Consider the following 19,044-nt stretch of genomic DNA (forward strand, 5'->3'; position numbering starts at 1 on the left):
GAAAAAACGGGGTCAGGTCCGAATTTCGCAGCGAAATTCGGACCTGACCCCGTTTTTTCTCGAAGTCGGCTTTCGACGTGCCTGAAGTCTTGGGCTTACGTATTCATCCGCTTCGGAATGGTGAACGAATAGAGAATGACCACGGCGCCAGTCGACATCATGCTCCACGGCGCCCAAGCCGGCGGAGTGACGCTGCGCGATCCCCCTTCGCTGATCATGCTGGCGGTATCGACCACTAAGCATTCAGTTCCAACGATGATCAGCGTGATTCCCACCGCTAAGAAAAACGATCGCCACATGGCTTCTATTCCTTCATTACCGACCGCCTGAGAGAAATTCCGGTTTCCTCTTTCTGTTTATCGGAGCGCGGCAGGCAAAAGCATGCTACGCAGCTAGCGAGCCGTTACAGATGGCGCCGCTGAAAAGACCGGCGCATGCGGAACAACTAGATACCCAGGGCGCGATTACTCATTCACCCAGACCCGGGCCACTTCCTTTTCGCGGAACTTGCTGGTATCCGCCGTCGTTTGCAGCACCAACTTGTAGAGCGCGCCCGGCGCTTTTTCACAAGTGACGACCGTGGCCGAGATTGCAGCGGCCGACGGCTTGAGACTTGCATCGGTCGGCGCAACTTGCACCGCGATCGGCGCTGCCTTCGCTTTTTTCCGGCCGGTCAACAAAGTCTCGGCGAGTTCGGATCCTTCGCGAAACAACGTAAGCTCCAGCGTTCCACCGTCAATCCGATCGACATAGCCAGGCAAACCTTCCTGGGCCATTCGCCGCGAATGAACGGCGACCTGCTTATCACGGAACGCCTCTAGACTCTCGTCGTCGAGAAAGACGTGCCAAGCGATGCGGCTTTGTCCTTTACCAATTCCGTGCGTTTTGGCGCGTAGCAGGTCTCCAGGCTTGATATCGGCGAACGAAGCAGGTTTGCCCGCTTTCCAAAACTTGGTCTCTTTGTCGGTTTCCAGAAAGAGTCCCTCTTGGCGAACGAAGCTCTTATCAGCTTTGGCCCACGTAAAACCGATTCGCCCTTTCTCCGGATCAAGACTCTCGACAATGTAATACTCCTTGTGTCCGCGGAGCATGTTCATTTCATCCTGGATATAAGTGAGCCAGTACCATTCGCCTTGTTCGTTGACATGCAAACGAAAGATCGCTCGCTCGCCGATCCGAAAATCGCTCAACGCTCCATTGGTCGCGTGATGCAACATCTCGGCATACGGCATGACCGCAAACTTATAGATCGCATCTTCCCCTTCCGCTCGAAATGTTCCGGTGCGCGTCGCCAAATCAACGCTCACGAGTTCCCCCCAGATCCGGCGCATCTTCTCGGTGGGGATAATCACCTTGCCGGGCGTAATGCCGCGAACCGCAGCCGCATCTTCGGCATGGGCGATCGACATAGAGGGGAGGAGACAGATCGCCAGCAGCAGGGGAAAGCGGAGCATGGGGGCACTCGAAAAAGATTGAGCGGAAGGAAAGTTTGCGGGCAAGGCAAACGAAGTCGGGACCATCTCTGGACAGAGATCGTTATAAACCAAAACTCGAAACGAATCGAGAAAATTTCCTTGGCGCTTCCCTAGCCCGATAGTTCCGCTTCGGCAATCCGATCGGTCAAATATCGCAGCAAGTCGCGGATCGAGATTACGGCTTTCACGCGGCCTTCGTCGTCGACCACTGGCAAGTGACGATAGTGCCCCACGTCCATTTGGTGCACGGCGAACGTGATCGGCGTGTTTTTGTCGACCGATTGCGGGTCGGGAGTCATGAAGTGGGAAATCGGCGTCGTCAGATGGTCACGATAGTCTGGACCAAGACGAAGCAGTGCGTCCCGTTCACTAAAGATGCCGATGGGGCGGTGATGATCGTCCGTGATAACGACCGCGCCAATCGCGTTGGTCGATAGGACAGTCAACACGTCCCCTAACGGAGCGTCTGGCGAGGAAGTCAGCGGCGTTCGCATCGGCAACTGCGCAATCACATCCCGCCGCAGCGCCGCTTCGACGCTGCTTTTTGAAACCGCCTCTTGAGAGAGGGGCTGTCCGCATGCTTCGCACTGGTCGACCCCCTCAAAATTGGTCGCACCGCAAGCCTGGCAGATCATATTCTATACCGCTTTCTCTATGTTACCGTCCAGGTATCGCCAGAGTGAAAGAGCTTATCTAAGTCTCCTTCTCCCTTTTCGGCTCGTGCTTGAGCGACCTGTTCGTTTAAAAGTTCGTCATACCGAGGAGCATCGACGCAACGCAACACGCCGATCGGCTCGGGAAATTCAGGATATCGCATCCGGCTCAGCAAGTAGGCGAGCGTCGGCTCTGGCGCTAGTTCGTCATGAAACAGCAGATCGTCTTCGGTAATGCCTTTACCCAGTTCGACCACTTCTGGCTGCATGCCGTTTAAGCGAATCCCCTTGTCTCTATTCTTACCAAAAATCAGCGGCTTGCCATGCTCGATTTCAATGATATTGTCCGACTTCACCGATTTGTCGGTCGCGTACTTGTAGGCGCCGTCGTTGAACACATTGCAGTTTTGATAAACCTCGACGAAGGAGACTCCTGGGTGTTCGGCGGCTCGCTTCAACGTATCGGCCAAGTGTTTGATATGCACATCAATCGATCGTGCGACAAAAGTCGCTTCGCAGCCGATCGCCAGCGAAAGGGGATTCATCGGATTGTCGATCGCCCCCATCGGCGTACTTTTCGTGATCTTGCCCAGTTCCGACGTCGGCGAGTATTGCCCTTTGGTGAGCCCGTAAATTCGATTGTTGAACAAAACAATGTTCAAGTTTACGTTACGGCGAACAACATGCATAAAGTGATTGCCGCCGATGCTGAGCGCGTCGCCGTCACCGGTGATGACAAAGACGTGCAGATCGGGACGACAGCTCTTGATGCCGGTTGCAAAAGCGGGCGCACGTCCGTGAATGCTATGCATGCCGTACGTGTTCATGTAGTACGGAAAGCGACTGCTGCAGCCGATCCCAGAGACGAAGACCGTTTTCTCACGCGGCCACGCCAGAGTGGCCATCACCTTTTTCATCTGCGCGAGAATCGAATAGTCGCCGCAACCAGGGCACCAGCGAACATCCTGATCGCTGCCGAAATCGCCAGGCTTTAGTACGGGTAGTTCGACGGAAGCCATGATTCAAATTCCTTGAGAATTTTTCTCGTCTTTGTGTTGTACGTTTCTGAAATCAAAATGGGGCGTCGTTACGGCAACAACGTTTTCGCTTTGTCGATGATCTCGGCGACCTGAAACGGCTTGCCTTGCACTTTGTTCAGGCCGATCGTCTCAATCAAAAATTGATTGCGAATCAGCATCGACAGTTGTCCCATGTTCAGTTCCGGAATGAGCACCTTCTTAAAGCGACGTAGGATCTCGCCCAAGTTGGCGGGAAACGGATTGAGCCAACGAAGATGAGCATGGCTCACCTTGTGCCCTTCGGCTTGCAGTCGCGTCACCGCCGTGCGACAGGATCCGTAAGGTCCGCCCCAGCTAAGCACCAGTAAATCTCCGGTCGGATCCCCCATTACCTCTTGATCGCCGATCACTTGGGCGACGTTGGCCACTTTTTGCGCTCGGGTGTCGGTCATGTGCTGATGATTGATCGGATCGTAGCTGACGTTGCCGGTCCCATCCGCTTTTTCTAAACCGCCGACGCGATGCATTAACCCAGGCGTACCGGGAATCGCCCACGGCCGAGCGAGCAATTCGTCACGTTCGTACGCCATGAACGGTTTGCCGTTGGTCGGCGCTTCGGGATGCGTGATCGGAATCGGCTTGAGGTCTTTGTAGTTGACGATTCGCCATGGTTCGGACCCATTCGCTAAATAGCCGTCGCTCAGGATCATGACCGGCGTCATGAATCGCGCGGCGACGCGCCAAGCTTCGATCGCAACTTCAAAACAATCGGCCGGACTGCGAGCCGATATCACCGGCATCGGACATTCGCCGTTACGGCCAAACATCACCTGCAACAGGTCCGCTTGCTCCGTTTTGGTAGGAAGCCCGGTGCTTGGTCCGCCGCGCTGCACGTTCACGACCAGCAGCGGCAATTCCAACATGACCGCCAGGCCCATCGCTTCTCCCTTGAGTGCGATCCCTGGTCCGCTGGAAGTGGTCAGCGCCATATGTCCTGAATAAGCGGCGCCGATCGCCGAGCAGATCGCCGCGATTTCATCTTCGGCCTGAAACGTCCGCACGCCGAAGTTTTTGTAGCGGCTCAGTTCATGCAAAATATCGCTGGCCGGGGTGATCGGATAAGAACCGAGAAACAATTCTTTTTCACTCAATCTAGCCGCCGTCATCAGTCCCCAAGCCAGCGCTTGGTTGCCGGTCATATTGCGATACGTGCCGGGAGACAGTTTTGCTTTATCGACCGAAAACGAGCTGACGAAAGCATCGGTCGTTTCGCCATAGTTGCGACCGGCGGTTAGGGCGCGACGGTTCGCTTCGGCGATGCCTGGCAGCTTTTTAAATTTCAGATCGATAAATCGCCGCGTCGGTTCCAGCGATCGTCCATAGAGCCAAAACGCCAATCCCATGGCGAAAAAGTTTCGGCAGCGGTCCGCTTCTTTTTGACTGAGATCAAGTCCCTCGACGGCGCGGCGCGTCATGTCGGTCATCGGAACCTGAAAAAGCTGATACGAATCGAGCGTCTCGTCTTCGAGCGGATTGTCGTCATAGCCGGCTTGCTCAAGCGACTTTTTGTCAAACGCGTCGGAGTTGGCGATCAGAACGCCCCCCGACTTGAGGTCAGCGATGTTCGTTTTCAGTGCTGCCGGGTTCATCGCAATGAGAGCGTCGACCGTTTCACCAGGCGTATAAATGTCGGTCGAAGAGAAATGGACCTGAAAGCCGGAGACGCCGGCGAGCGTACCGCGCGGAGCGCGAATCTCGGCGGGAAAGTCGGGGAACGTCGCAACATCGTTGCCGGCGAGCGCCGACGTGTTGGTTAACTGGGTTCCGGCGAGTTGCATTCCGTCGCCAGAATCGCCGCAAAAGCGGACGGTCGCTTCTTCAATTTTCAAAACTGCTTTGGAGTGATCAGTTTCGCTTTCAAATTCAGTGGACATGGTTCGCCTTGCCGCTGTGCCTGTTGGTTGTCCTCTTCACGTTATTATTCCGTTCTGCATCGCCGGAAGCAAAAATGCGAAGCGCCGGAATCCTCAGAATGTGCGCTGACGGAGAATACGATTTGCTGGCCGTTATGCTCCTTCGCGCTCCGCCGAACTTCGCTCTGTCGGCGGCAAGTTGTAAACTGCCTCGGGGAAGTGTTCGACGAGATAGTGCAGCACGCCGGCTGCGGTGATCATGCCGACCGGCTGACCGTTGGCGTCGACCAAAGGCAACCGACGATGACCGCCGGCCGCCATTTTTTTAATCGCCGTCGCGACGTTCTCGCATCGCCGAGCCAAGACGACGCTGCGTTTCATCCGGTTGGAAATCGGCTCTGTCAGATCCGCCTGCTGGGCCATCAATTGCAGTGCGTCTCGCTCCGTAAAAATGCCGGTCATGTGATTCGCTTTGGTGACCAGCACAGCTCCAACTTTTTGCTCACGCATTTTCTGTAAGACGGTCGCGAGCGAATCGGACTCATCGACCTTGAGCGGAGCGTCGGGATGCAGTTGCGTCACCGGCTCGGTCGTGAGGTGTAACTGAAACCTGGTCATAGTGATCCGCCCTTGCTCTTCGTAGCCCGAAGCGCGAGCGAGGGAAATGCGGCTGCAAGCAAATGACGAATGTCGAAGTATGAATGCCTAATAAAGCACGAAAATCGAATCACAAACTGATTTCGGCATTTGTCATTTTCCCAGGACCATTTCTCCTCTTTCAAACGTTTATTGTAACACTCGCCATTCTAGCCCATAACCGCAGAATCCGCCCATTTAACACCCCATTAACATAAATTAATCTGCCAAACCGCGGTCGGTTGGTTTGTTTTTATCTTCTGGATGGGCGTAGAATTTGCTCAGATCGAACCCGCCTTTTTGATCTTCTTCGAGCAGCTTCAGACGTTGCTCGACGGCGATCAACCGCTGGGCGAGATTATGCACCAGATCATCCGCTTCGACATGTTTTTTCGGCTTTGGAACCGACGGGTACTTAAGCTGCCGCTGCAGTGCTGAGAAAAGCAATAAGGGATCTTTCTTGCGGTTCGCCAGCGCGATACGTCCTTCGCGCGAGCCAAAAATCGGCGGCTCTTCCGGCATGGTCGCTTTGCGGCGGAGCGACTGCTGCTCGACGTAATACTCGCTCCGCACATAGATCAGATCAGCCAAATCGATCATGCCGATCCGGCGCCGCAGCGCTTGCAGAAAACTGCGCCAGTTTTCGTCAAAGATGGGATCGCCGGCCATCGCGTCCAAGCCGGGATCATACTTCAAACGATGTCGACAGAGAACTTCAAACTGATAGACGAACATCGCGGCCGGCGATGCTTCCGCCGCGCGAAACTCGGCTTCGAGCTTCAAGATTTCGAGCGCGACGCGAAAGTCAAAGCGTCCTCGCTCATCTTCCGCCGCGGCGATTAGAAAAGTCTGAAACGGTGCGAAATAGTGCGATAGACGTTTCATCGCCGAGTGAAACAAACCCAAATGTCGCAGTTCGGCCATCAGAAAATCGATCGCCATCGGCAGCTTGGTGGTCGCAAGGATCTCTTCGCGCACCGACTGTAAGATCTCTTGCAGCGGCGCGTTCTCTTCGATCTTTTCGCGCATCGATTGAAAGAAAAAGGCCTGTTCGATGTACTCTTCGCTTGGCAGCAGCGGAGTTTGGGTCATATGATCGGTCGGCCGCACAAATGCGTTAGGGATCGGTGGCCGCAGTCGTCTGCAGCACTTCATCCAAAAATTTTACTGCTTCTTGCCGTGCCTGGGGACTCAGGAACGAACCGATATGGCTCGCTTGGTCTAATTCGCACAGTCGCACGTCGCAACCAGCTTGATCGAGCGCCTTGCACATCGCCTTCACGCCGGCCAAGGGAACAAGACTGTCGGCGGTTCCATGAAAAAAGAACATCGGCGGCGATTTGGTCGAGACAAACTTGGCGGGAGAGGCCTGACGATAGACGTCGGGAACCGCCGCGCGGGTCCCGCCCAGAAAGTAGGCGAGACGTGCGCTGGTGAGCGGCTCGAGCGTAAAATCACACGGCGTTCCCCCTGCGACCACCGCACAAAGTCCTTGCGCCGGGTCGGTCGCCGTCATTGCGGTCAAGCAAATCAACTGGGCGCCGGCCGAGTAGCCGTAGCCGACGATCTGCTTCGGATCGATGTGATACTGGTCCGCATGATCACGAAGCCAGGCCAGCGCCATTCGGCAATCTTCTAGCTGAGCAGGAAATTTGTGGGCTGGCGCCAAGCGATAGCCGATCGACGCGACGCAGTAGCCGTGTCGGGCCAATTGCAGCGCATGAATCGCCATCCGGCTCCGATCCCCTGCCAACCAGGCGCCTCCGTGGACCATCAAAACGCCGGGGTAAGGACCATCGCCCTGCGGTAGATAGAGATCGACCTTCAAATCCTCCCCCCCAGGGGAAGCGTAAACGACGTCCGTAATAATTTGTATGGGTTGTTCGGCTTGGGCGATTTTTCCGAAAAAGAGGCTCGCCAAAGCCAAAATCGCAACCATCTTCCCTCGGTTCATTCTGCACGACTCCCTATTGCAGCGATTCGCCTATAATGCACAGGTAAGTTCGCCTGACGCTATTATTAACCGCAGGCAAGCGAAGACGTAACGGTTTTGCGTCCCAGGCATCGCATATTTTGAAGCGAAGCCCATCCCGCAAACGCGATTCTTTTGACGATTCCAACCTTAGGTAACTAGCGTGTCCCATCGTTTTTCATCGGTTCAATCGGCGGTCGACGCGATCAGCCGTGGCGAAATAGTGATCGTTGTGGATGCGGAAGACCGCGAAAACGAGGGGGACTTTGTCGCTGCGGCCGAGAAGATTACGCCGGAGTCGGTCAATTTTATGATCACGCATGGCCGCGGAATGCTGTGCGCACCGATTTTGCCAGATGTCTGCCAGCGGTTGGATCTGCACCCGATCGTCGAAACGAACAACGCGCCGCTGCAAACCTCGTTCATCACGCCGGTCGATCATCACACCAGCAAAACCGGCATCACCGCCAAAGAGCGCTCTGACACCATCCAGGCGCTGGCCGATCCGCAGACCACGGTCGACGATTTTGTGCGGCCTGGGCACGTCTACCCGCTGTTGGCGAAAGAAGGGGGCGTGCTGCGTCGCGCCGGGCACACCGAGGCCTCGGTCGATCTGGCCCGCATGGCGGGACTTCGTCCGGCCGGCGTGCTGTGCGAGATCCTGGACGAAGCCGGCGATCGCGCCGATCGAGATCAACTGATCGAATTGGCTGAGAAGTTCAAGCTCGAAATCATTTCGATCGAGCAATTGATCGCCCACCGCCGCGTGAACGAAAAACTAGTCTCGCGCGCCGCCGAAGCCGATTTGCCGACCAAATATGGCCAATTCAAAATCATCGTCTATTCCGTCGAATACGAAACGCAAGAGCCGGTCGTCTTGATCTTCGGTGAGCCTGAGAAGCAAGAACGACCGTTGGTTCGGCTGCATTCGAGCTGCTTTACCGGCGACTTGATCAGTTCGCTCCGCTGCGACTGCGGGGATCAATTGCAGATGGCGCTGGAGACGATCAGCAAAGAAGGTCACGGAGCGCTGGTCTACTTGCCGCAAGAGGGACGCGGCATCGGACTAACCCAAAAGATTCGCGCCTATGGACTGCAAGATCACGGACTCGATACGGTCGAAGCGAATCATGCTCTCGGTTTTAAAGCCGACATGCGCGACTACGGCATCGGCATTCAGATCTTGAAAGACATCGGCCTCCGTCAAATCCGCCTGCTGACCAACAACCCGAAAAAAACCGACGCATTTATCTACGGCGGATTCGACCTGGAAGTCGTCGATCAAGTCCCGATGGCGTCGCCGGTCAATGAGTTCAACGAGAAATATCTCGCGACCAAACGGGACAAAATGGGTCACACCCTCCCGTAGCTTCGGCTCCAGCGCCGGTCGCAACAAAGATTCGGATCGCAGCGATTGCGTCAACGAAAACGTTGCGAAAAGAGGACATCGGCGGCGGCGCGTGGTGATTTTGCATCGCATAGTTGGGGTAGGACGCTTCCTTCCCTTCCCGATTTGGCATTTGCGATGCGTACTCTTTCCCTCCTGCTGCTAACCGCCGTCGGTTCGATCGCCAGCGCCGCGGTTCGCACTGAGCCGCCAGCCCTTGATATGGGCCGCGCGTTGATCGCCGCAGCGGCCGAAGCGGAGGAAGAGGCCAGCCCCTCCAAGTCGGCGGAAGTGGTCGCTCGCTTTCAATTTTTGCGGGAGCAGATCAAGAGCCAGCGTCCGGACGACTGGACCGAGTTGTTGTTGGAAGATCGCGCCGTCTGGCTGTTTCACGCGCTCCATCGCGAAATCCTCACCGGGCGTTTCGACGCCAAAGCTTCGGCCATTTCCAGCGCCCTGTCTGGCGGCGATTTCAACTGCGTCAGCGGCACCATTTTGTATGTCGCGCTCGCCGATTCGCTGGATTTGCCGGTGATTGCCCGCCAAATCGAAGGGCATGTCTGGTGCCAAGTCAACTCCGCTCAGCCGATCGACATCGAGTCGACTTGCCCCCAGTGGTTTGAACTCTCCGAAGCGATGCGCCGCGAAGCCCCCGGCATCGAAGCCGGCTCGGCCGCCGCACCGCTGTCGCGACAAGCGTTGGTCGCCAAGCTGTACTACAATCGCGCCGTCGATCATTTGGAGCAACGCAACTTCTCTGTTGCGGTTGAGTTGCTGAATCAAACGCTCGCTCTTGATCCCAGCGATGCCGCCGCCGCACAAAACTTGCTGGCCGCAAAAAACAACTGGGCCGTCGAACTGGCGCAACAATCCCAATACGAACAGGCCGAGCGATTGCTGGACGAAGTGGCGCAATCGGCGCCCAACTACGGCCCGCTGTTGGCTAATCGTCGGCATATCCGGATCTTGAAAGTCCGTTCGACATTGGCCTCGGGACAGTTCTCCGGCGCGCTGGAAGCTGCCGTGCTCGATGATCCGCAATATCAGTTGCAGCTTCGCTTTGAAGTCTACGAAGCCTGGCTCACGTCGCTGGTGAAAGCAGGCAGCGCCGACGAAGCCCAACGCGTGCTGGCGACGGCCAAAGTCGAATTTCAAAACGACTGGCGCGCCTCGGTCCGGTTGCAACGATTGTTACGATCACCGGCCGCAACGTAAAAATATCGGCATTCGTTATTTGCTTACCGGTCGATTTCAACCTATCCATTGATCTGTAGGCGTATCCAGCGCCAATCGTAATCGGCAATCCAACCGCCGCCATCGCGGCGACTTCGACAATACGGCGTCGATCGCTCCGTTGCGATCGCATCGTCACTCATCTCCATCCACTTGTCACTTCCTCACTACTCTCCCCGCCAATTCACCTACCGCGGTGCGCTCGCTAGCTGTCCACCTTGGTTAGTAGAGCGTTGACGATCTGCTGAATACTCATCCTTCGTGAGTCGCGGCACATGCTAGAGGGCAGAATGTGCGACGATTTACATGAATCGTGGAGAGCCAATAGAACCATGGAACTGTCGACTTCCGATCTTTCGACGTCTACGTTTACTTCTGCACCGCTCAAAGTGAACTTGAATGAGCACGAGGATGAAGTTCGCGTGCAGGTAAGGTCGATCATCGGCGCCACGGGAAAAGGGACGCGGCTCGCCTATGCCGATCGGCGTCGTGATCAGCGCTATCCTTTTCCGAACTTGCTCTACCTGACGCCGGTAGATCGTACCGGCCAACCCTTGATCGAACAGACCGTGGTGGTTGTCGGCAAGACTTTGACCGAACGAGGGCTTGATTTCTATCACCAACAACCGATTACGCATCGCCGGGTCATTGTGACGGTAGAGACCCCCAATGGTTACTCCGCCAGTTTCCTGGTGGATCTCACTTGGTGCCGCTACACCAAGCAAGGATGGTACGACAACGGCGGACGTTTCTTGGATACGGCGCCCTGCCCGTTCCCAGGCGGAATCGCCGATCTATAATCGACGACGAAGCGCCATGCGCATGAAAAAAGATCGTAGGGCAGGCACGGCCTGTCCTACGATCACTTTAAAGTTCGACTTCGAGACCGGGGATCTCTTTTTTCAACTCGGCGACGCCGCGGCTGTCGATCTGTGTGAAGGTGATCGAAATTTTCTTCAGCCCCTTCAATTGCTTCAGATACTTGATCGACTCGTTGGTGATCATGTCGTTGTCTTTGAGCGACAGTGTCTGCAGTTTTTGCATGCCGACCAGGTTTTCCAACGAATCGTCGGTGATCCCTTGATAGTCAAGGACCAGCGTCTTCATGTTGGTCAGGTCTTTAATGTGCGGCAAACCATCCGGCGTCACTTTGGTGAACCACAGATTGAGCTTTTCCAGATTCTTGAACTTGCCAACATGAATCAGGCCATCATCGCCAAACGGCGTTTCGCTGACGTCAAGCGACTTGAGCGTATCGATGCCGATCAGGTTTTCCATCCCCGCTCCGGAGACGCGCGTCTGACGCAACATGAGATTCTCTAGCTGCTTCATCTCTTTCAAGTGAACGAAACCGCCGTCTTTGACTTGGGCTCGCATCAGTTCCAAGGTTTTGATTTTGGTTAGCGGCGCCAGATACTCCATCCCTTCGGTCGTCAACGCCGTACCGTTGGTCTCCAGGGTTTCGAGATTGGTCAATTTCGAGATCGACTTGAAGCCGGCGTCGGTAACATTGGTGCCGCGAATGTTCAAAAATTTCAGCTTGGACAAGTCGGTCAGGTGAGCCAGTCCTTCATCGCCGACGATCGCGCCTTCCAGACGCAAGACTTCCATATTGGGCATCTTGGCGATGGTCTCCATGCCGGCGTCCGTGATGTCGTCATAGCGTAGGTCAAGATAACGCAGCTTGGGCAACTGCAGCATGTATTCCAACGACTTGTTACTGATATTCGTGCGACGCAGTTGCAACACTGAAAGATTCTTGAGCGCCACCAGCTTTTCGATACCGGCGTCGGAGATCGTTGTGTTCGCGGCGCTAAAATCGCGTAGGTCTTTCATCTGCAAGAGATTGTCGATCGTCTTGTCCGTCACGTCGGCGCCGTAGACTTTCAAAATTTTGACATGCTTCAGTTTCGACAACGGCTCCAGTTGCTCATCACTGAACGAAGAGACCGACAGATCAGCGACGGTGACGACTCCCCGATCATCTTTGGTCAATCGCCCCCCCAACTCCTCGAGGGCGGCGACCGCTGCGGCGTCGTCCGGTTCGACCTTCTCAGGCTCGACTTTGGCAGGAGTCTGCGGAGTCGACTTCGGACATCCGGTGGTAAATACCAACAACAGAACGGCGAGCCAGGCGGGCAAAAATCGCATTAGGCGAGCATCCTCTGATCAGGTGTAGGGGAACGAAGCGTGTCAAAACCGCTTATTTTACGGCGAATAGCGAAGACTCGCAACGAGCGTACCCCCAGCCGACATTTGCGGAAAAACCAACTTCGCCCGTGAGAATTTCGTAACAGGTCGAATCTCCGCGCGTAATTCTCAAAGTTCATGTGACGTAGGGGCAGTCCGTGACATCCAACCCAGAAATGCGCCGCCAAGCGACGCAATCCGCTTCCGAACTGCCCCCCCAAGCTGCAGGAATTTGCTCATGATTCGGTCCGCTTCGTTGATGCTGCTGGCCCTGACGGTTTCCCCCATCTCGGCGGCGGATTGGCCGCAATGGCTCGGTCCGCAGCGAGATAGTATTTGGCGCGAAAGCGGCGTCGTCACCCAATTTCCTGATACTGGCGCCAAGATCAAATGGCGCGTCCCGGTCAGCTACGGCTACTCGGGACCGGCGGTTGCGGATGGCCGCGTTTATCTAACTGACTATGTGAAGAAGTCAGGCGACATCACCAACAACGCTGGCGGTCCGGACGTTTTGACCGGCGTCGAACGGGTGCTTTGTTTGGACGCCGATAGCGGCAAAGAAGTTTGGAAATATGAGTATCCTCGCAATTACAGCATCAGCTATGGCGCCGGTCCGCGGGCAACACCGACCGTCGACGGCGATAAGGTTTACACTTTGGGCGCCGAGGGAGACTTGATCTGTTTCAACGCCAAAGATGGCGCCGTCGTCTGGAAAAAAGAGCTGCGTAAAGAATACAAGTGCGACGCGCCGTTTTGGGGCTATTCGGCCGCACCGCTTGTCGATGGCGATACGCTCTATTGCCTGGTGGGCGGTGAGGGTTCGATCGCGGTCGCGTTCGACAAGAATAGTGGGAAAGAATTGTGGCGAGCCCTTTCTTCCACGTCGCAGGGCTATTGCCCGCCGACGATGATCGAGTTTGGTGGCAAACAGCAACTGCTGATCTGGCACCCCCTTTCCCTGAACAGCTTGAATCCGGCGACCGGCGAAGTTTATTGGACAGTTTCGTTGGAACCGTCGTACGCGATGTCGATTTCGCCTCCCCGCTTGATGGGTGACATGCTCTTTGCCGGCGGATATTCCGACACCAGCGTGATGCTGAAACTGACCGAAGAACCCGGCGCCGAAGTTGTGTGGCGCGGAACCGGGAAATCTTCGATTGCGACCGCCAACGCTCCTCCGATCATGACCCCCAAGACAATCTACGGCGTGGATGGAATCAGCGGCGCACTGATGGCGGCTAAAGTTGAAGATGGGGAGCGACTCTGGGAAACGCAAAAGCCGACTTCGCCCGAGCGGCGCCCCAAACATGCGACCGCCTTCTTAGTGAAGTTGGGCGAGGCCGGCGATCGCTTCATTTTGGCCAGCGAAACCGGCGACTTGATCTTCGCCGACCTGACGCCAGAGGGTTATGCCGAAATCAACCGCGCTCACATCTTGGAACCGACCAACAATGCGTTCGGCCGCGACGTGGTTTGGAGCCATCCAGCCTACGCCAACCAATCGGCCTATCTCCGTAATGACAAAGAGCTTGTCTGCGTGGATCTGGCGGCCGAATAGTCTGCCTGATCGCGCGAACCGCGTTACTGAAGTAACCCTCTAATGCCCCTGGCGGAAGACCTTTCCGGCGGGGGCATTCCATTTTTGGCGCTTCTAGGGGAAAATCGCTGGTTTGCTTGGGGCGTTCTATCCCAAGTCGTTCGATCGCTTGACTTTAAACCGAATGCTGCGACATGTTTCCTGAAAACCAACAAAACGTGCAGTTCCCCCAACTGGAAGCCGAAGTTCTGGATTTCTGGAAGTCGCAGAAGATCTACGAAAAATCGCTCGACGCGCGGCGTGACGGTCCCAAATTTGTCTTCTACGAAGGACCTCCCACCGCCAACGGCATGCCGCATCCTGGTCACTGCCTGACCCGCGCGATCAAAGACGTCTTCCCCCGTTATCGCACGATGAAGGGATACTACTGCGAGCGCAAAGCAGGCTGGGACACGCACGGGCTGCCGGTCGAAGTCGAAGTCTGCAAAGAGATGGGAATCCACTCGAAGGAAGAGATCGAAAATTTCGGCATCGAACCGTTCATCCACAAGTGCCAGGCCAGCGTTTGGCGTTACATGCAAGAGTGGGAACGCCTGACCGAACGTCTCGGCTTTTGGTTGAAGTTGGACGAAGCTTACGTCACCTACCATCAAAGCTATGTCGAAAGCGTCTGGTGGGCGCTGAAGAACTTCTACGATCGCGGCCTCCTTTACCAAGGTCACAAGATTGTCTGGTGGTGGGCTCAAGGAGGAACGGCGCTTTCCAGCGGCGAAGTCGGCCAAGGATATCGCGAAGTCGCCGACCCCAGCGTCTATGTTCGCTTCCCACTGATCGAAGACCCCAAGACCGCACTGCTGGTCTGGACGACAACTCCTTGGACGTTGCCGAGCAATCAGTTCGCCGCCGTGCATCCGGAGCTTGAGTACTCGACCGTCGAAGATGAAGAGACCGGCGAGCATCTGATCTTAGCGACCGCACTGGTCGAACCGTTGGCGACCAAAACGAAGAAGAACTGGAAGACGATCGCGACTTGCCAAGGCGCGACCTTGTTGGGCAAACGTTATCTGCCGCCGTTTGACTACTACTACAAAGATCTGGGCGACACGCAAGGAACGTTGGCCGACGACGCCAAAACCAAGCAGCACATCGCATGGCGCGTGGTCGCTGCCGATTTTGTGACGACCGACAGCGGAACCGGCGTTGTCCATCAAGCGCCGGCGTTTGGCGAAGTCGACTATGACGTTTTGAAAGAAGAGCAAGATCGCTTCGCACCGGGCGAAGGCCCCGAATTGATCTGCGCTGTTGGTCCCGACGGCAAGTTCACTGACGAAGCGCCCAACTACCAAGGTCGCTGGGTCAAAGAGGCCGACAAAGACATCGCCCATGAGCTGAAAACGCGGGGTCGGCTCTTTTTGCTCGATCAATATCTGCACGACTATCCCTTCTGCTGGCGTGCAGACGAAGATCCGCTCATCCAGTATCCGCGGAAGAGCTGGTTCGTCCGCACGACGCAGTTCAAAGATGAAATGGTGGCGAACAATCAGCAGATCAATTGGCTGCCGGATCATATCCGCGACGGGCGCTTCGGCAACTTTCTCGAATCAAACGTCGACTGGGCGCTGTCGCGCGAACGCTATTGGGGAACTCCGCTGCCGATCTGGGTTTGCGAAGAAACGGGTCAAGCCGAAGCGGTCGCCAGCTACGCCGAGCTAGAAGCGAAGCCGGGCGCAACCGGCTTTGAAGTTTGGGAAGCGGCCAAGAAAAAAAATCCCAAACTGGTCGACGATCTGAAGATCCACAAGCCGTACATCGACGCGATCACCTACGATTCTCCCTTCGCCCCTGGGGCGAAGATGCAGCGGGTCACCGAAGTGATCGACTGCTGGTTTGACTCCGGCGCGATGCCGTTTGCACAGTGGGGCTATCCGCATCAAAACGCCAACCGGTTTGAAGACCAGTTTCCGGCAGACTTTATCAGCGAAGCGATCGACCAGACGCGCGGCTGGTTCTATAGCCAATTGGCGATCAGCACGCTGCTGTTCGGCAAGGGAGGCGACGGTCAAACGGTGCGGCATGAATATCCGCATCCCTTCAAAAACTGCATCGTGCTTGGCCTGATGCTGGGCGAAGATGGCCAGAAGATGTCTAAGAGCAAGCGAAACTATCGCGAGCCGAACGAGATCTTCGACAAGTATGGCGCCGACGCGCTGCGCTGGTATCTGTTCGCCAATCAGCCGCCGTGGACGTCGATCCGCTACAACGAACAATCGATCAAAGACAGCATCCCCGAGTTCCTGCTGCGGCTCTGGAACGTCTATAGTTTCTTCACGATCTACGCCAACATCGACGGCTTCCAGCCTGAGCAAGCGTTGACCGGCCAAGCAGGTCAATTGTCGTCTATCGACTTTGCCGGCGCGAAAGGCTATCGTCCTGCCGCCGAGCGCAGCGAGCTGGATCGTTGGGTCCTCAGCGAATTAAATCAGGCGATCGCGACGGTCGTCGAGCGGATGGACGCGTACGACAACTACGGCGCGTGCGGAGCGTTGACCAGCTTTGTCGACGCATTGAGCAATTGGTACGTACGCCGCAGTCGCGATCGCTTCTGGAGCGGCGACAAAGAGTCGCCCGAGAAGCAGGACGCTTACTGGACGCTTTACGAATGTTTGATCACCACCTGCAAGCTGATCGCGCCGTTCACGCCGTTTTTGGCCGAAGGATTATGGCGCAGTCTCGCCGGCGTCTTTGGAGATCGCGCGATCGAAAGCGTCCACTTGTGCGACTTCCCCACAGCGGACGAAACGGCGGTCGACCGCCAGCTGTCGACGCGCATGAACTTAATCCGTGAGATCTCGTCCCTCGGCCGCAAGGCCCGCATGGACGAGAAGCTGAAGGTTCGCCAACCATTATCGCTGGTCGAAGTCGTGCTAGCCGACGCGACGCATCAAGATTGGCTCGAATCGCATGGCGGCTTGATCCGCGAAGAACTGAACGTCAAAGAAGTCCAGTTCACGCAAGAAGGTCAAAAATACATCGACTATCAAGTGCAGCCGAACTTCAAGCGACTCGGTCCGAAAATCGGCAAACTGTTACCGCAGGTCAAAGGCGCGTTGGCGAAAGCGGACGGAGGCGAGTTGTTGTCGCAGTTGGAATCCAACGGCAAGATCACGCTGGAGGTGGGCGGCCAAGCGATCGAGTTGGACGGCGAAGATATCCAAGTTCGCCTACAAGCGAAGCCCGGCTGGGCCGCCGCACAAGGGAAAATGTGCGTCGTGGTGCTCAACAAAGAGCTGACGCCGGAGTTGCTGCGTGAAGGGTACTGCAAAGACCTGGTTCGCTTGATCCAAGATCAACGCAAAGAAATGGACCTGGCCTATACCGACCGGATCGAAATCGGCGTCGTGACCGACGCCGACGAGCTGACTGCGGCGCTGACCGAAAACGGCGCGTACATCACCGGCGAAACGCTGGGAAAAAATCTCGTTTTGAAAGCCTTGTCCGGCGCCACGACGATCGAGTGTGAGATTGGAGATTTTGCGGCGAAGCTGTTCGTGAAGAAGGTTTAACGCATGAACGGTTCGACTCATTCCGCTGAAAATCCGCTGCGCGTCGCCGTGCTGATCTCTGGCGGCGGCACGACGTTGCGCAATCTGATCGAGAAGATCGCCGTCGATCAGCTCTGGATCAAGATTACTGTGGTCGTTGCGAGCACCGCGAAAGCGAAAGGTTTGCAATACGCAACCGATGCCGATATTCCTTCGACGATTGTCGACTGGAACTCGCACGACTCGACCGAGTCGTTCAGCACGACGGTGTTCGACGCGTGTCGCGCCGCCGAGGTTGATTTGATCGTGATGGGCGGGTTCTTAAAGCATGTGTTGATCCCGGACGATTTTGAAAATCGCGTGATCAACATCCACCCGTCCTTGGTGCCGTCGTTCTGCGGCGCCGGTTTTTACGGCGCCAAAGTACATCAAGCGGCGCTCGATTACGGCGTCAAAGTGAGCGGCTGCACCGTTCACCTGGTCGACAATCATTACGACCACGGCCCAGTGGTCGCGCAGCAGTCGATTCCGGTGCTGCCGGATGACGACGCCGCTTCGCTCGCTGCACGAGTGTTTGAAGTCGAATGCGAACTCTACCCGCAAGTCCTTCAGGCGTTCGCCGCCGGCCGCGTGACGATCGACGGTCGCCGCGTTACCATTCGCTAGTCGCGCCGCTCGATCGGACTGAGCGACTCTTGCGGATTGCGGCACTCTCCGACATAGGTCACGCCGCTGGGTCTGGCCCACTGGGCCGCGTTGGCCAACACTTGCTGGATGTGGGGATCGTAGTAGATCGGGTACGTTTCGTGACCAGGGCGAAAGTAGAAAATCTTGCCGGCGCCGCGGGTAAACGTGCATCCGCTGCGAAAGACTTCGCCCCCTTCGAACCAGCTGATAAAGATCACGTCGTCCGGCTGCGGGATGTCGAAGTATTCGCCGTACATCTCGGCCCGAGGCAACTCGATATATTCGTTCGGCAGCCCGCTGACGAGCGGATGTCCCGGCGCGGTGATCCAAAGCCGCTCCCGTTCTCCCACTTCGCGCCAGCGTAAACTACACCGCGTTCCGAGCAAACGCTTGAAGATTTTGGAGTCGTGCGCCGAGTGCAGCACGATGAGCCCCATTCCTTCCAGCACGCGCTGTTGCACGCGATCGACTACTTCATCGCTGACATCGTTGTGCGCCGCATGTCCCCACCAATAGAGCACATCGGTCGCGGCCAGCTTCTCGGCCGAGAGACCATGCTCGGGCTGATCCTGCGTCGCGGTACTAACCTCGGCGGCGTCTCCCAACTTTTCCCGCAGCGCCGCGGCGATCGCTCCATGAATGCCGTCGGGATAGAGCTTGCCGACCACCGGATCTTCCCGCTCGTGGACGAACTCATTCCAGATGGTGATGCGCAGTGGTTGGCTCGTCATGCGTGATTCTCCTCGGTTGTTCCGGCACGAAAATATCCAAACACTAACCCGCCAGCACGAGTTTTGAAA

At 56.3% G+C, this 19,044-nt stretch carries 16 protein-coding genes; 6 read left to right on the plus strand and 10 right to left on the minus strand.

All coding sequences use genetic code 11. The features are described 5' to 3' along the window. Positions 1-95: 95 nt before the first annotated feature. The 8 genes from M4951_RS17050 to M4951_RS17085 form a co-directional block, all read right to left on the minus strand. Positions 96-299 carry a hypothetical protein gene (locus tag M4951_RS17050; protein WP_262022849.1) on the minus strand — a complete coding sequence of 68 codons (204 nt, stop codon included), beginning with the start codon at positions 297-299 and terminating at the stop codon, positions 96-98. A gap of 165 nt (positions 300-464) precedes the next feature. Further along, complete coding sequence (locus tag M4951_RS17055) at positions 465-1,454, minus strand: hypothetical protein (protein WP_262022850.1); 990 nt, start codon at positions 1,452-1,454, stop codon at positions 465-467. Positions 1,455-1,585: 131 nt separating this feature from the next. Continuing rightward, positions 1,586-2,110 (minus strand): CBS domain-containing protein, encoded by a 525-nt coding sequence (locus tag M4951_RS17060; protein ID WP_262022851.1) that lies wholly within the window; start codon positions 2,108-2,110, stop codon positions 1,586-1,588. A gap of 17 nt (positions 2,111-2,127) precedes the next feature. Next, the gene (locus M4951_RS17065; RefSeq protein WP_262022852.1) at positions 2,128-3,147 is read right to left on the minus strand and encodes a 2-oxoacid:ferredoxin oxidoreductase subunit beta; all 1,020 of its coding nucleotides are present in this window, start codon (positions 3,145-3,147) and stop codon (positions 2,128-2,130) included. Positions 3,148-3,215: 68 nt separating this feature from the next. Further along, the gene (locus M4951_RS17070) at positions 3,216-5,081 is read right to left on the minus strand and encodes a 2-oxoacid:acceptor oxidoreductase subunit alpha (protein WP_262022853.1); all 1,866 of its coding nucleotides are present in this window, start codon (positions 5,079-5,081) and stop codon (positions 3,216-3,218) included. A 132-nt stretch (positions 5,082-5,213) separates the two neighbouring features. Continuing rightward, on the minus strand, positions 5,214-5,678 hold the full coding sequence (locus tag M4951_RS17075) for a CBS domain-containing protein (protein WP_262022854.1): 465 nt from the start codon (positions 5,676-5,678) through the stop codon (positions 5,214-5,216). 237 nt (positions 5,679-5,915) lie between these two features. After that, positions 5,916-6,788, minus strand: coding sequence for a hypothetical protein (locus M4951_RS17080; RefSeq protein ID WP_262022855.1), 873 nt, complete (start codon positions 6,786-6,788; stop codon positions 5,916-5,918). Between the two features lie 25 nt (positions 6,789-6,813). After that, positions 6,814-7,650, minus strand: a complete 837-nt coding sequence (locus M4951_RS17085; protein ID WP_262022856.1) for an alpha/beta hydrolase — start codon at positions 7,648-7,650, stop codon at positions 6,814-6,816. A gap of 181 nt (positions 7,651-7,831) precedes the next feature. Between M4951_RS17085 and ribA the strand changes: the two genes are divergently transcribed. The 3 genes from ribA (at position 7,832) to M4951_RS17100 (ending at position 11,088) form a co-directional block, all read left to right on the plus strand. Further along, positions 7,832-9,037 (plus strand): GTP cyclohydrolase II, encoded by a 1,206-nt coding sequence (gene ribA, locus M4951_RS17090; RefSeq protein WP_262022857.1) that lies wholly within the window; start codon positions 7,832-7,834, stop codon positions 9,035-9,037. A gap of 156 nt (positions 9,038-9,193) precedes the next feature. Continuing rightward, a complete protein-coding gene (locus tag M4951_RS17095; RefSeq protein WP_262022858.1) occupies positions 9,194-10,270 on the plus strand; it encodes a hypothetical protein in 1,077 nt (358 codons plus the stop codon). 350 nt (positions 10,271-10,620) lie between these two features. After that, positions 10,621-11,088: a hypothetical protein gene (locus M4951_RS17100; RefSeq protein WP_262022859.1), complete on the plus strand. Its 468-nt coding sequence runs from the start codon at positions 10,621-10,623 to the stop codon at positions 11,086-11,088. A 67-nt stretch (positions 11,089-11,155) separates the two neighbouring features. On the opposite strand, the gene M4951_RS17105 is transcribed toward M4951_RS17100, so the two are convergent. Beyond that, complete coding sequence (locus M4951_RS17105) at positions 11,156-12,439, minus strand: leucine-rich repeat domain-containing protein (protein WP_262022860.1); 1,284 nt, start codon at positions 12,437-12,439, stop codon at positions 11,156-11,158. Between the two features lie 277 nt (positions 12,440-12,716). Here M4951_RS17105 and M4951_RS17110 point away from each other — a divergent pair, with 277 nt between their 5' ends. From M4951_RS17110 to purN, 3 genes are all read left to right on the plus strand, one after another. After that, positions 12,717-14,036, plus strand: coding sequence for a PQQ-binding-like beta-propeller repeat protein (locus M4951_RS17110; RefSeq protein WP_262022861.1), 1,320 nt, complete (start codon positions 12,717-12,719; stop codon positions 14,034-14,036). A gap of 173 nt (positions 14,037-14,209) precedes the next feature. Continuing rightward, positions 14,210-17,578 carry an isoleucine--tRNA ligase gene (gene ileS, locus M4951_RS17115; protein ID WP_262022862.1) on the plus strand — a complete coding sequence of 1,123 codons (3,369 nt, stop codon included), beginning with the start codon at positions 14,210-14,212 and terminating at the stop codon, positions 17,576-17,578. A 3-nt stretch (positions 17,579-17,581) separates the two neighbouring features. Beyond that, a complete protein-coding gene (purN, locus tag M4951_RS17120) occupies positions 17,582-18,223 on the plus strand; it encodes a phosphoribosylglycinamide formyltransferase (RefSeq protein ID WP_262022863.1) in 642 nt (213 codons plus the stop codon). On the opposite strand, the gene M4951_RS17125 is transcribed toward purN, so the two are convergent. After that, a complete protein-coding gene (locus tag M4951_RS17125; protein ID WP_262022864.1) occupies positions 18,220-18,975 on the minus strand; it encodes a ThuA domain-containing protein in 756 nt (251 codons plus the stop codon). The genes purN and M4951_RS17125 overlap by 4 nt on opposite strands. Positions 18,976-19,044 lie beyond the last annotated feature (69 nt).

Source organism: Blastopirellula sp. J2-11 (assembly GCF_024584705.1).
Lineage (GTDB): Bacteria > Planctomycetota > Planctomycetia > Pirellulales > Pirellulaceae > Blastopirellula.

Excerpts from the sequence above, each read along its gene's own strand:
- M4951_RS17050 (WP_262022849.1), bottom strand. The coding sequence starts at position 299 with ATGTGGCGATCGTTTTTCTTAGCGGTGGGAATCACGCTGATCATCGTT.
- M4951_RS17055 (WP_262022850.1), bottom strand. The coding sequence starts at position 1,454 with ATGCTCCGCTTTCCCCTGCTGCTGGCGATCTGTCTCCTCCCCTCTATG.
- M4951_RS17060 (WP_262022851.1), bottom strand. The coding sequence starts at position 2,110 with ATGATCTGCCAGGCTTGCGGTGCGACCAATTTTGAGGGGGTCGACCAG.
- M4951_RS17065 (WP_262022852.1), bottom strand. The coding sequence starts at position 3,147 with ATGGCTTCCGTCGAACTACCCGTACTAAAGCCTGGCGATTTCGGCAGC.
- M4951_RS17070 (WP_262022853.1), bottom strand. The coding sequence starts at position 5,081 with ATGTCCACTGAATTTGAAAGCGAAACTGATCACTCCAAAGCAGTTTTG.
- M4951_RS17075 (WP_262022854.1), bottom strand. The coding sequence starts at position 5,678 with ATGACCAGGTTTCAGTTACACCTCACGACCGAGCCGGTGACGCAACTG.
- M4951_RS17080 (WP_262022855.1), bottom strand. The coding sequence starts at position 6,788 with ATGACCCAAACTCCGCTGCTGCCAAGCGAAGAGTACATCGAACAGGCC.
- M4951_RS17085 (WP_262022856.1), bottom strand. The coding sequence starts at position 7,650 with ATGAACCGAGGGAAGATGGTTGCGATTTTGGCTTTGGCGAGCCTCTTT.
- M4951_RS17095 (WP_262022858.1), top strand. The coding sequence starts at position 9,194 with ATGCGTACTCTTTCCCTCCTGCTGCTAACCGCCGTCGGTTCGATCGCC.
- M4951_RS17100 (WP_262022859.1), top strand. The coding sequence starts at position 10,621 with ATGGAACTGTCGACTTCCGATCTTTCGACGTCTACGTTTACTTCTGCA.
- M4951_RS17105 (WP_262022860.1), bottom strand. The coding sequence starts at position 12,439 with ATGCGATTTTTGCCCGCCTGGCTCGCCGTTCTGTTGTTGGTATTTACC.
- M4951_RS17110 (WP_262022861.1), top strand. The coding sequence starts at position 12,717 with ATGATTCGGTCCGCTTCGTTGATGCTGCTGGCCCTGACGGTTTCCCCC.
- ileS (WP_262022862.1), top strand. The coding sequence starts at position 14,210 with ATGTTTCCTGAAAACCAACAAAACGTGCAGTTCCCCCAACTGGAAGCC.
- purN (WP_262022863.1), top strand. The coding sequence starts at position 17,582 with ATGAACGGTTCGACTCATTCCGCTGAAAATCCGCTGCGCGTCGCCGTG.
- M4951_RS17125 (WP_262022864.1), bottom strand. The coding sequence starts at position 18,975 with ATGACGAGCCAACCACTGCGCATCACCATCTGGAATGAGTTCGTCCAC.